This window comes from Streptomyces sp. NPDC085596 (assembly GCF_044541565.1).
Taxonomy (GTDB): Bacteria; Actinomycetota; Actinomycetes; order Streptomycetales; family Streptomycetaceae; genus Streptomyces.
This window is the reverse complement of the sequence record NZ_JBITTC010000007.1, coordinates 1-12,755: the sequence shown is the minus strand read 5'-3', so window position 1 is coordinate 12,755 and position 12,755 is coordinate 1. Positions and strand designations below refer to the sequence as shown.

Here is a 12,755-nt window from a genome sequence, read left to right as displayed (position 1 = left end):
TCATCGGCGGAGTGTCGCGTTATGAACACCTATGACCCAACCGGCAGGATATGCGGGAAATCATCATGTCGGGTATGTCCGACGGAGAGGGGTCCCTGGGTGAGCGGCACAGCGAGGACACCGCGCGGTTACCGCCCCGACCAGGTCGACGCGTTCCTGGCGGCGCTCTCCCGCGACCGGGACGCGGCCTGGGAGCGCGCGGCCCGGCTGACCGTGCTGGCCAGGCGCATGGAGGCCGAGTCCGCGCGGCTCGGCGAGACGGCCGCGGGGCTCGCCCCGCAGGAGTACGACGCCCTCGGCGAGCGGGCCCGGCACGCGTTCCGGCTGCTGCGTGAGGAGGCCGCCGCCGTGCGCGAGGCGGCCCATGAGGAGGCGCGGCACCGGGTCGCGCGGGCCGAGCGGGACGCGGCCGGCGTGGTGCGGGCCGCGCGGGAGGCGGCGGAAGCGTTGTGCGCCGAGGCCGAGGAGGAGGCCGGGCGGCTGCTGCTGGCGGCGCGCACCGAGGCGGACGGGGTGCGGGTCGGCGCCCGGCGCGAGGTACGGGAACTGCGCGGGCAGGCCCTCGCGGCACTGCGCGAGGCGCGGACCCACGCCGCCACGATGCCCGCCGCGCAGGAGGCCGGGCACGCGGAGCGCCGGGCGGCGGCCGAACGCGCGGACGCGGAGCGGGCGGTGGCCGCCGAGGCCCGCCTCGCCGAGCGGACGGCCCGCGCGGAGGCCGAACTCGCGGCGGCCGGACGAGCCCTGGAAGAGGCGACGGCCCGGGCCCGCCACCGCCAGGACGACGCACACGCGCGTGCCGCCGAGATCGTCGCCGGGGCCCGCCTCCACGAGGAACGCACCGCCCGCGAGACGGAACACGTGCTGCGCGAACACAGCGACACCTGGGACGACGTACAGGCCCAGACGAGCCGCGTACGCGACCACCTCACGGAGCTGACCAGCCGGGCCGCCACCGCGCGGTGATGCCGCCTCATGGAAGGGATGCCCTAGGGGGCGGGTTGACCCTGACGTGGCGTAAGGGTGGAGGCTGAGCCGGGTCCGGGGTGGAGACGACCCTGAGAAGGGCTCCACCCGGCGGTGGAGTACCCCTAGGGGTATCTCCGTACGAGGGCTCGGGGAGGGTTCGTCCCCGCGGAGGACGAGGGCGGCCCTGCCCCGTCCTTAGTCTGGCTTTATGCCGTCGGGGGGCGGCAGGCCGAACCTCGGGGGTAGGGATTTCCCCCCTGGAAACGGGGGCCCGCACCAGCGTGCGGCACCCCCCGCCACGGCCAGACTCAAGGCGTAGCGCACGGACGTACCGGCCCGCACCACTCCGCATCGCACCGCGATCCAGGTCGCCCGCGATCGACCCGCATAGGAGACATACCGTGACATCGGCTGTGACCATTCCCAGGCACGGGGGCACTGGAGGGCCTACGGCCGTAGCCGCGCGGGCGCGGCAGGTCGTGAAGGCTTACGGGGCCGGGGAGACCCGCGTCGTCGCCCTCGACCACGTCGACGTGGACATCGCCCGCGGCCAGTTCACCGCGATCATGGGCCCCTCCGGATCCGGCAAGTCCACCCTGATGCACTGCCTCGCCGGTCTGGACACCGTGACCAGCGGTCAGATCTATCTCGACGAGACCGAGATCACCGGTCTGAAGGACAAGAAGCTCACCCGGCTGCGCCGCGACCGGATCGGCTTCATCTTCCAGGCGTTCAACCTGCTGCCGACGCTGAACGCGCTGGAGAACATCACGCTGCCCATGGACATCGCGGGCCGCAAGCCGGACCAGGCGTGGCTGGACCAGGTCGTGGAGACCGTCGGGCTCGTGGACCGGCTCAAGCACCGGCCCGCCCAGCTCTCCGGCGGCCAGCAGCAGCGCGTCGCCGTGGCCCGCGCGCTCGCCGCCCGGCCGGAGATCATCTTCGGTGACGAGCCGACCGGAAACCTCGACTCCCGCGCCGGCGCCGAGGTCCTCGGCTTCCTGCGCCGCTCGGTGGACGAACTGGGCCAGACCATCGTCATGGTCACCCACGACCCCGTCGCCGCCTCCTACGCGGACCGCGTGCTCTACCTGGCCGACGGCCGGATCGTGGACGAGATGCGGGGGCCCACGGCCGAGCAGGTACTGGACCGCATGAAGGACTTCGACGCGCGGGGGCGCACATCATGACCGTCCTGAAGACCTCGCTGCGCAACTTCCTCGCGCACAAGGGCCGGATGGCGCTCTCCGCGATCGCGGTCCTGCTGTCGGTGGCGTTCGTCTGCGGCACGCTGGTGTTCACCGACACCATGAACACCACCTTCGACAAGCTCTTCCAGGCGACGTCCTCCGACGTCACCGTGAGCGCCAAGGGCGCCTCCGACACCGGGGAGACCACCTCCGACACCGGCAAGCCGCCCGTACTGCCCGCCGCCGTCGTCGGCGAGATCAAGGGGGCGCCGGGTGTGAAGGCGGCCGAGGGCACGGTGTTCTCCACCTCGGTCACCGTGGTCGACGGCGACAAGAACAAGCTGTCGCCCACCAGTGGCGCGCCGACCATCGTCGGCAACTGGAACGGCAACGACGCCCGCACCATGAAGATCACCACCGGTGCGGCGCCCAAGGACTCCGGCCAGATCATGGTCGACGCCGACACCGCCGACAAGCACCACCTGAAGCTCGGCGACGACATCGGCGTCATCACCGCCCTCGGCACGCACCACGCGCGCGTGTCCGGCATCGCCACCTTCACCGTCACCAACCCCGGCGCGGCGATCTTCTACCTGGACACGAAGACCGCCCAGCAGACCCTGGTCGGCCGCACCGGCGTCTACACCAACGTCAACGTCACCGCCGCCCAGGGCGTCACCGACGCCCGCCTGAAGCAGGACGTGAGCGCCGCCCTCGGTGCCGGCTACAAGGTGCAGACCGCCAAGGAGGTGGCCGACGCCAACCAGCAGGACGTGAAGGGCTTCCTCGACGTCATGCGGTACGCGATGCTCGGCTTCGCCGGGATCGCCTTCCTGGTCGGCATCTTCCTGATCATCAACACCTTCTCGATGCTGGTCGCCCAGCGGACCCGCGAGATCGGCCTGATGCGTGCCATCGGCTCCTCCCGCCGCCAGGTCAACCGCTCGGTGCTGATCGAGGCCCTGCTGCTCGGCGTCATCGGCTCCGTGCTCGGTGTCGGCGCCGGAGTCGGCATCGCCGTCGGCCTGATGAAGCTCATGGGCCAGATGGGCATGCACCTGTCCACCGACGATCTGACGGTCGCCTGGACCACCCCGGTCGCCGGTGTGGTGCTCGGTGTCGTCGTCACCGTCCTCGCCGCCTACCTGCCGGCCCGCCGCGCGGGCAAGGTCTCCCCGATGGCCGCCCTGCGCGACGCGGGCGCCCCGGCCGACGCCAGGGCCGGTGTGATCCGCGCGGTGATCGGTCTGGTCCTCACCGGGGCGGGCGCGGCCGGTCTGTTCGCGGCCGCCGCGGCCGACAAGGCCACGACCGGCTCGGCGTGGCTGGGCCTCGGCGTGGTGCTGACCCTGATCGGCTTCGTGGTGATCGGCCCGCTGCTCGCCTCCGGCGTGGTGCGCGTTCTCGGCGCGGTCGTCCTCCGGGTCTTCGGCCCCGTGGGCCGCATGGCCGAGCGCAACGCGCTGCGCAACCCGCGTCGCACCGGCGCGACCGGCGCCGCCCTGATGATCGGCCTCGCCCTGGTGGCCTGCCTGTCGGTGGTCGGCTCGTCCATGGTGGCCTCCGCCACCGACCAGCTCGACAAGACGGTGGGCGCGGACTTCATCGTCCAGAGCGACAACGGCGCCGTCATCACCCCGCAGGCCGTCGACGCGCTCAAGGGCACCCCGGGGCTGGAGCGGGTCACCGAGTACAAGATCCTCCCCGTGACCATGACCACCCCGGACGGCAAGGTCTCCAAGAACGAGTCCCTGAACGCCGCCGACGCCACCTACGCCGAGGACCTGCGCACCGAGACCGTCCAGGGCGACCTCGCCGACGCCTACGGCGCCGACTCCATGTCCGTCTTCGCCGGCTTCGCCAAGGACCACGGCATCAAGCTCGGCTCCAAGGTCGACGTCGCCTTCAAGAACGGCCGCACGGCCCGGCTGACGGTCCGCGCGATCACCAGCGACGACGTCGTCGTCGACAAGGGCGCGATGTACGTCTCCATCGCCACGGCGAAGAAGTACGTACCCGCCGACAAGATGCCGCTCGACCTGCTGCTCTTCGCCACGGCCAAGGACGGTCAGCAGGATGCCGCGTACAAGGCGCTGAAGGCGTCCCTGCACGACTACCCGCAGTACACCGTGCGCGACCAGACCGACTACAAGCGGGCCCTCAAGGACCAGATCGGCCAGATGCTCAACCTGATCTACGGCCTCCTGGCCCTGGCGATCATCGTCGCCGTCCTCGGCGTGGTGAACACCCTCGCCCTGTCGGTGGTCGAGCGGACCCGCGAGATCGGCCTGATGCGCGCGATCGGCCTCTCCCGCAGGCAGTTGCGCCGCATGATCCGCCTGGAGTCGGTGGTGATCGCCCTCTTCGGCGCCCTCCTCGGCCTGGGCCTCGGCATGGGCTGGGGCGCCACCGCCCAGAAACTCCTGGCCCTCCAGGGCCTCACGGTCCTGGAAATCCCGTGGCCGACGATCATCACGGTGTTCATCGCCTCGGCCTTCGTGGGGCTGTTCGCGGCGCTGATCCCGGCGTTCAGGGCGGGGCGGATGAATGTGCTGAGTGCTATCGCCACAGAGTGAGGTGGGGTGAACGGGGGATTGGTGCCGGGGGCCCACGGGGGGCTCCCGGCACCGGCGTGTCCGGGGGGCGCTTTTGGGCGCGGGCGTTCCGGCTGCTCCCGAGACGCGCCCAGCCTGTCCCACCCGAGACGCCCGCCTCTCAGCCAACAGAGACAGGCGGGCTGGGTGGGAAATCGGGGGTCCAGGGGGCAGAGCCCTCTGGTACACGCGCTGCAGCACATGGCACCCAGGAAACAGACGTTATCCACAGCCCCCGCCAAGCCGGACCGCAGCGTCGTACGCTGGAAGCACCCCCGGCCCGTACGACGAGTCGGGTCCTTCGCGTTCCCACCTCCCTGGACGGAAAGCCCCCTCCATGAGCCTGCACGGTCTGCTCGACGCCGTCGTCAAGGACCCCGCCCTCGCGGAAGCGATCACCGCGGCCACGGACGGCAACCGCCCCCACATCGACCTCGTAGGTCCCCCCGCGGCCCGCCCCCTGGCGATCGCCGCCCTGGCCCGCGAGACCACCCGCCCGGTGCTCGCCGTCACCGCCACCGGCCGCGAGGCGGAGGACCTGGCGGCAGCCCTGCGCTCGCTGCTGCCGTCCGAGGGCGTCGTGGAGTACCCCTCCTGGGAGACGCTGCCGCACGAACGCCTCAGCCCGCGCAGCGACACAGTCGGCCGCCGCCTGGCAGTCCTGCGCCGCCTGGCCCACCCCCGCCCGGACGACCCCGAGACCGGCCCCGTCTCCGTCGTCGTGGCCCCCGTGCGCTCCGTGCTCCAGCCGCAGGTCAAGGGCCTGGGCGACCTGGAACCCGTATCCCTGAAGACCGGCCAGACCGCCGACCTGAACGAGATCGTGGAAGCCCTCGCGGCCGCCGCGTACGCGCGCGTGGAGCTGGTCGAGAAGCGCGGCGAGTTCGCCGTACGCGGCGGCATCCTGGACGTGTTCCCGCCCACCGAGGAACACCCCCTGCGCATCGAGTTCTGGGGCGACGACGTAGAGGAGATCCGCTACTTCAAGGTCGCCGACCAGCGCTCCCTGGAAGTCGCCGAACACGGCCTGTGGGCCGCGCCCTGCCGCGAACTGCTGCTCACCGACGACGTGCGCGCCCGCGCGCGTGCCCTCGCCGAGGAACACCCCGAGCTGGGCGAACTGCTCGGCAAGATCGCCGAGGGCATCGCGGTGGAGGGCATGGAGTCCCTCGCCCCCGTCCTGGTCGACGACATGGAACTGCTGCTGGACGTGCTCCCCAAGGGCGCGATGGCCGTGGTCTGCGATCCGGAGCGGGTCCGTACCCGCGCCTCCGACCTCGTCGCCACCTCCCAGGAGTTCCTCCAGGCGTCCTGGGCGGCCAGCGCGGGCGGCGGGGAGGCACCCATCGATGTCGGTGCGGCCTCCCTGTGGTCCATCGCGGACGTACGGGACCGCGCGCGCGAGCTGGACATGATGTGGTGGTCCGTCTCGCCGTTCGCCGCCGACGAGGAGTTCGACGGCGACACCCTCAAGCTCGGCATGCGCGCCCCCGAGACCTACCGCGGCGACACCGCCAGAGCGCTCGCCGACACCAAGGGCTGGCTCTCCGAGGGCTGGCGCACGGTGTACGTCACCGAGGGCCACGGCCCGGCCACCCGCACGGTCGAGGTCCTGGGCGGCGAGGGCATCGCGGCCCGGCTGGACGCCGACCTCGCCGAGCTGGGCCCCTCCGTGGTGCACGTCTCCTGCGGCTCGATCGACCACGGCTTCGTGGACGCGGCGCTCAAGCTGGCCGTCCTCACCGAGACCGACCTGACCGGTCAGAAGGCCGCCGGCCGCGAGGGCGCTCGGATGCCTGCCCGCCGCCGCAAGACCATCGACCCGCTCACCCTGGAATCCGGCGACTACATCGTCCACGAGCAGCACGGCGTCGGCCGCTACATCGAGATGGTGCAGCGCACCGTCCAGGGCGCCACCCGCGAGTACCTGGTCGTGGAGTACGCGCCCGCCAAGCGCGGCCAGCCCGGCGACCGGCTGTACATCCCCACCGACCAGCTGGAGCAGATCACCAAGTACGTCGGCGGTGAGGCGCCCACCCTGCACCGCCTGGGCGGCGCCGACTGGACGAAGACCAAGGCGCGCGTCAAGAAGGCCGTCAAGGAGATCGCCGCCGACCTAATCAGGCTGTACAGCGCCCGCATGGCCGCCCCCGGCCACGCCTTCGGCGCAGACACCCCCTGGCAGCGCGAGCTGGAGGACGCCTTCCCGTACGCGGAGACCCCGGACCAGCTCACCACCATCGCCGAGGTCAAGGAGGACATGGAGAAGTCGGTCCCGATGGACCGTCTGATCTGCGGCGACGTGGGCTACGGCAAGACCGAGATCGCGGTCCGCGCCGCCTTCAAGGCCGTCCAGGACGGCAAGCAGGTCGCCGTCCTGGTGCCCACCACCCTGCTGGTGCAGCAGCACTTCGGCACGTTCTCCGAGCGGTACTCGCAGTTCCCGGTCAATGTGCGCGCCCTGTCCCGCTTCCAGACCGAGACCGAGGCCAAGGCGGTGCTGGAGGGGCTCAAGGACGGCTCCGTGGACATCGTCATCGGCACCCACCGCCTGTTCTCCTCCGAGACCAAGTTCAAGGACCTCGGCCTGGTGATCGTCGACGAGGAGCAGCGCTTCGGCGTCGAGCACAAGGAGCAGCTGAAGAAGCTGCGCGCCAACGTGGACGTCCTCACCATGTCCGCCACGCCCATCCCGCGCACCCTGGAGATGGCGGTCACCGGCATCCGCGAGATGTCCACGATCACCACCCCGCCCGAGGAGCGCCACCCGGTCCTCACCTTCGTCGGCCCGTACGAGGAGCGGCAGATCGGCGCCGCCATCCGCCGCGAACTGCTGCGCGAGGGCCAGGTCTTCTACATCCACAACCGGGTCGAGTCCATCGACCGCGCGGCCGCCCGGCTCCGCGAGATCGTCCCCGAGGCGCGGATCGCCACCGCGCACGGCCAGATGTCCGAACAGGCCCTGGAACAGGTCGTGGTGGACTTCTGGGAGAAGAAGTTCGACGTACTGGTCTCCACGACGATCGTCGAGTCCGGTATCGACATCTCCAACGCCAACACCCTGATCGTGGAGCGCGGCGACAACTTCGGCCTCTCCCAGCTGCACCAGCTGCGGGGCCGCGTCGGCCGTGGCCGCGAGCGCGGGTACGCCTACTTCCTGTACCCGCCGGAGAAGCCGCTCACCGAGACCGCGCACGAACGGCTCGCCACCATCGCCCAGCACACCGAGATGGGCGCCGGTATGTACGTGGCGATGAAGGACCTGGAGATCCGCGGCGCGGGCAACCTGCTGGGTGGTGAGCAGTCCGGCCATATCGCGGGCGTCGGCTTCGACCTCTATATGCGCATGGTGGGCGAGGCCGTCGCGGACTACCGGCGTCAGTTGGAGAGCGGCGGGATCGAGGAGGAGCCGCCGCTCGAGGTCAAGATCGAGCTGCCGGTCGACGCGCATGTCCCGCACGACTACGCGCCCGGCGAGCGGCTGCGTCTCCAGGCGTACCGGTCCATCGCCTCCGCCAACTCGGAGGACGACATCAAGGCCGTCCGCGAGGAACTCACCGACCGCTACGGCAAGCTGCCCGAGCCGGTGGAGAACCTGCTGCTGGTCGCCGGTCTGCGCATGCTCGCGCGGGCCTGCGGTATCGGCGAGATCGTCCTCCAGGGCAACAACATCCGCTTCGCTCCGGTGGAGTTGCGGGAGTCGCAGGAGCTGCGGCTGAAGCGGCTGTATCCGGGCTCGGTCATCAAGGCGAACGCGCGCCAGGTGCTGGTGCCGCGTCCGAAGACGGCGAAGGTCGGCGGCAAGCCGCTGGTCGGCCGTGAACTGCTGGGCTGGGTCGGGGAGTTCCTGGCTTCGATCCTGGGGTCCTGAGCCGGTCGCTGGAGAGGTCGCTCGAGAGGGTCGGGGGAGCAGAGGCTCCTCCGACCCTCTCGGCTGCACCGGCCCGGTGTCAGTCGGCCGCCGAGTGGAACAGCATCGCCGTGAGCGCGCGGAACGTCTCCTCCGGGTCCTCCGCTCCCACCTGGCCGTCGAGGTTGTGGCCGAGGAGCAGCGTGGCGTAGCCATGGGCGAGCGACCAGGCGGCGATCCCGGCCAGCCGGGCGTCGGGGCCCCGGTCGCCGGGGTCGACGGTGGCGACGGCCTGGCTCAGGGCGTCGGCGGCCAGCGCGCGGGCCGTGGTCAGTTCGAGGTCCTTGGCGCGCAGCAGCTCCGGGCCGAACATCACCTGGAAGTGCGCGGGGTGTTCGCGGGCGAAGCGGACGTAGCGCACGCCCGCCTCGCGCAGTCCGGATGCTTCCCCCAGCGTGTCCGCGAGCAGTGCGAACCCCTCGGCGGCTATCGCGGTGAGCAGTCCGGTGCGGTCCTTGAAGTGGTGCGCGGGCGCCGCGTGCGAGACGCCGGCCCGGCGGGCGAGGTCACGCAGGCTGAGCGCGCCGGGGCCGTCGGAGGCGATGACGTCGAGCGCGGCGGACAGCACGGCGCGCCGCAGGTCGCCGTGGTGGTACGACCGCCGGTCTGCGGACGCGGACTTCGAGGGGCTCATGGAAACCAGAATACGCGGAATCTAGTCATTGACAAGTTCTTCCCGGTCCGGCAATCTAGTCAGTGTCAAGTCGAAGGCGGCCGGTCGACGGTCGCATCCGGGGGAGGAGACCGGCATGTCCGCGAAGGCACTGGAAATGGTGGAGACAGCTCGCGTTCGCCAGCTCTGGCATCTGCTGGAGCCGTTCCACGCACTGCTCTACTTCGCACCCGAGGTCGAGCAGGAGATGGCCGCGCTCGGGTACGGAACACAGGACCGCTGGCCCGCCTACTTCCCTCTGCGCGCAGCTCCGTTGGGCGAGGTCGGCGCCGAGCGGGTGACCTCCGCCTTCTACAGCTTCAGCCCGCGCATGGTCACCGAACACATGAAGCGGGCGTGGGACATCGCCGGCCCCCAGGAGGTCCTGGCGGCCCGCCTGCGCGGCATGGACCGCGCCTACCGCGCCATCCTCGGAGACCGTGTGGACGGCCCCGGCCTGGCCGAGGCCGCCGCCCTGGCCCGCCGCGCGGCGGAGTCCGCGGGTACCGAGGGGCGTCCCCTCGCGGCGGCCAACGCCGAACTGCCCTGGCCCGAGGCCCCGCACCTTCAGTTGTGGCACGCGGCCACGATCCTCCGGGAACACCGGGGCGACGGCCACCTGGCCGCCCTGCTCGTCGAGGGGCTCGATCCCGTGGAGTCCCTGGTGTCCTTCGCGGCGATAGGCGCCGCGTCCGTGGAGCGTTTCGAAAGCCGTGGCTGGAGCCGCGAGGAATGGGCGGCCGCCCGTGAACGCCTCGCCGTGCGCGGTCTGGTGGAGCCGGACGGTGCGGCCACTCAGGAGGGCCGCGCCCTGCGCCGCCGCGTCGAGGACCACACCGACCGCCTGGCCGCTGCCCCTTGGCAGTCCCTCGGCCGAGCGGACGCCGACCGCCTGGCCGACCTCCTCGGCGACCACTGGGTCGCGGTCCTCTCCTCCGGCCTGCTGCCCTCCGAATCGACCCTGGGGATAGGCAAGGTCTGAGCGAGGCGCGCGAACCGGCAGACGCCCAGAGCCCCGAATGACCCTGTACGCCCCTTTGGTTCCTATCCATCAAGCGCGGCCCGGCGGTTACGGTGGAGAGCGGATCTCTCCGCCCGCGTCCGCGGACGGACCAGGGCGAGCGAGGGGGACGTGCCGTGAAGCGTCTGTGGGGCGGGGCAGTCACCGCCATGGTCGTGATGACCGCCGTGACGGGCTGCAAGGCCGAACCGGTCAAGGGGTCTTCGGGCGCGGAGGAGACCGGTGCCCGTGGCGCCGCCCTGACCGCCGCCGACTCACTCGAGGTCAAGGGCCGCGCACCCAAGACCGGTTACTCGCGCGAGCGCTTCGGCAGCGCCTGGGCCGACACCGACTCCAACTCCTGCGACACCCGCGACGACATCCTCAAGCGCGACCTGAAGGAGGTGAAGTTCAGCGGCGGCAAGTGCAAGGTCACCTTCGGGGTGCTCGAACCCGATCCCTACTCCGGCAAGACGGTCACCTACCGGCGCGGCCGCAGCCTGGTCGACATCGACCATGTCGTCGCCCTCTCGGACGCCTGGCAGAAGGGCGCCAAGTACTGGGATGCCGGCAAGCGCATAGCCCTCGCCAACGACCCCCTCAACCTCCTGGCGGTCGACGCGAGCACCAACCGCGGCAAGGGCGACGGCGACACCGCCAGCTGGGTCCCTCCGGAGAAGAAGTACCGCTGCACCTACGTCGCCGCCCAGGTCGCCGTGAAGAAGAAGTACGACCTCTGGGTCACCTCGGCGGAGAAGTCGGCGATGAAGAAGATCCTCGCCGACTGCCCCACCCAGAAACTCCCCACCGGCGGCAACCCCACCAACGCCCCGTCCCGCTTCCGGGCCCGCTGACGCGGCTCGTCGACACCTTCCGGTCGTCCATGCATTGCATCGGTGTGCACTCGCTCATGAGACGGCAAAAATGTTCACAAGCTGCAAAGGGGTGTTTATCGACAAACTGGCCGGGTTGAGCAAGCGGCGTTCAAGAGTTGCGCAAGATCGTCCCTCGCGCCCGCCCACAGGGTGTTCACAACGGCAAGATCAATGGGCTTATCTGTCGCTTATTGATCGCTGGAGTCGAACCCGTGCCTATAAGGCCACTCAGTCGACCTAGACCCGCACGACGTGCTCAACGTCTGCGGCGTTCTGTCGCCGTTCTCGTACTCACCGCACTCGCGTTGATGTTCACGACTGATCAGGCCCTTGCCGAGGGCCTTGAACTCGGTCGCATCAAGTTGCCGAGTGCGAGTCTGTCCTCGTGGGCCTCCTGGTTCACCGACCCCCACTGGGGCAAACTGCCCCACCAGCAGTCCGGCACCGCGGCCGGCAAGCGGCACCATGTGTCGGCCGCCGCGACCCGCGCGCACCGGGGTGCGGGTCACAAGCCGGGTCACGGCCGCGGCGAACTGGGCGCGTACAAGGCGCACAAGTCCTCGGCGAAGGCCGGGCTGAGCGCCTCGTTCCGTGGGTTCAACCCCCGCACCAGCAAGCGGGTGTCGAGCCGGTCGACGCAGAAGTCGACGTACTACCACAACACGGACGGATCGTTCAGCCGGAAGGTATCCCCCTTCCCCCTGAACTACAAGGACCCCAAGGGGGAATGGCAGCAGATCGACACCGCTGTCGCCCGTGGTCCTGACGGCCGGTGGGTCGAGAAGTCCAACGCGGTGGATGTCGGTTTCGCGCCGAGGGCTGCGGATGAGGATCTCGCGTCGTTCGGCAAGGACGGGAAGAGCGTCGGGTTCGCTCTTGAGGGTGCCGCGAAGGTGGCCGGTGTGGCGAAGGGGTCGACGGTCGCCTATCCGGAGGTTCTTCCGGGTACGGACCTGGAGTTGACGTCCACGTCGGTCGGTCTGCGGCAGGCGCTGGTGCTGCATTCGGCGGATGCGGCGAACTCGTGGGTGTTCCCTCTTCATCTGAAGGGGTTGACGGCGGGGCTGAACAAGTCCGGTGGGGTGGATCTGCGGGACGCGAATGGTAAGGGTGTCGCCTCGATCCCGTCGGCTTATGCGTTCGATTCGAAGATCGACAGGGTGTCGGGTGAGCGGGCGACGACGCACGCGGTGTCGTACGAGCTGGTCACTTCGCATGGTGAGTCGGCGTTGCGGATGACGTTGAACCCGGCGTGGCTGCATGCGAAGGCGCGGCAGTTCCCGGTGACGGTGGATCCGGACACGTCGGTGTGGGACTACGTGCACAGTACGTACACGGAGTCGGGTTATCCGGTGGCGGACCGGTCGCAGGAGCAGACTCTGAAGATCGGCTCTTACGATTCCGGTTCGCACTCGGCGGTCTCGTTCGTGCAGGACTGGCGGGACAGCTTCGATGGTTCGGGTGTCTCTCTGGTCTCGGCCAATCTGCATCTGTATGACATTTGGGCCTCGACGTGTACGCCGGAGGCGTTCAGCGTCGCGCAGGTGTCGGCGGCGTGGGACCCG

The 12,755-nt window shown here is 70.4% G+C and carries 7 protein-coding genes and 1 pseudogene; 7 read left to right on the top strand and 1 reads right to left on the bottom strand.

The features are described from left to right. Positions 1-99: 99 nt before the first annotated feature. From ACIGA3_RS20765 to mfd, 4 genes are all read left to right on the top strand, one after another. Positions 100-966, top strand: coding sequence for a DivIVA domain-containing protein (locus tag ACIGA3_RS20765; protein WP_399717647.1), 867 nt, complete (start codon positions 100-102; stop codon positions 964-966). Between the two features lie 404 nt (positions 967-1,370). Next, positions 1,371-2,159, top strand: coding sequence for an ABC transporter ATP-binding protein (locus tag ACIGA3_RS20760; RefSeq protein WP_399717644.1), 789 nt, complete (start codon positions 1,371-1,373; stop codon positions 2,157-2,159). Beyond that, complete coding sequence (locus ACIGA3_RS20755; RefSeq protein WP_399717642.1) at positions 2,156-4,735, top strand: ABC transporter permease; 2,580 nt, start codon at positions 2,156-2,158, stop codon at positions 4,733-4,735. Before ACIGA3_RS20760 ends, ACIGA3_RS20755 begins: the two co-directional genes overlap by 4 nt. A gap of 355 nt (positions 4,736-5,090) precedes the next feature. Further along, positions 5,091-8,624, top strand: coding sequence for a transcription-repair coupling factor (gene mfd, locus ACIGA3_RS20750; protein ID WP_399717639.1), 3,534 nt, complete (start codon positions 5,091-5,093; stop codon positions 8,622-8,624). Between the two features lie 79 nt (positions 8,625-8,703). On the opposite strand, the gene ACIGA3_RS20745 is transcribed toward mfd, so the two are convergent. Further along, a complete protein-coding gene (locus ACIGA3_RS20745) occupies positions 8,704-9,297 on the bottom strand; it encodes a TetR/AcrR family transcriptional regulator (RefSeq protein ID WP_399717636.1) in 594 nt (197 codons plus the stop codon). A 115-nt stretch (positions 9,298-9,412) separates the two neighbouring features. On the opposite strand from ACIGA3_RS20745, the gene ACIGA3_RS20740 reads away from it, so the two are divergent. From ACIGA3_RS20740 to ACIGA3_RS20730, 3 genes and pseudogenes are all read left to right on the top strand, one after another. After that, on the top strand, positions 9,413-10,297 hold the full coding sequence (locus ACIGA3_RS20740; RefSeq protein WP_399717633.1) for a hypothetical protein: 885 nt from the start codon (positions 9,413-9,415) through the stop codon (positions 10,295-10,297). A gap of 197 nt (positions 10,298-10,494) precedes the next feature. After that, positions 10,495-11,169, top strand: a complete 675-nt coding sequence (locus ACIGA3_RS20735) for an HNH endonuclease family protein (RefSeq protein ID WP_399718506.1) — start codon at positions 10,495-10,497, stop codon at positions 11,167-11,169. Positions 11,170-11,498: 329 nt separating this feature from the next. Beyond that, positions 11,499-12,755 (top strand): annotated as a pseudogene (locus ACIGA3_RS20730) (Teneurin-1); the annotation flags it as partial.

What these genes read in the sequence shown, in the direction of transcription:
- ACIGA3_RS20755 (WP_399717642.1), top strand. Translation starts at nt 2,156, where the DNA reads ATGACCGTCCTGAAGACCTCGCTGCGCAACTTCCTCGCGCACAAGGGC.
- mfd (WP_399717639.1), top strand. Translation starts at nt 5,091, where the DNA reads ATGAGCCTGCACGGTCTGCTCGACGCCGTCGTCAAGGACCCCGCCCTC.
- ACIGA3_RS20745 (WP_399717636.1), bottom strand. Translation starts at nt 9,297, where the DNA reads ATGAGCCCCTCGAAGTCCGCGTCCGCAGACCGGCGGTCGTACCACCAC.
- ACIGA3_RS20740 (WP_399717633.1), top strand. Translation starts at nt 9,413, where the DNA reads ATGTCCGCGAAGGCACTGGAAATGGTGGAGACAGCTCGCGTTCGCCAG.
- ACIGA3_RS20735 (WP_399718506.1), top strand. Translation starts at nt 10,495, where the DNA reads ATGACCGCCGTGACGGGCTGCAAGGCCGAACCGGTCAAGGGGTCTTCG.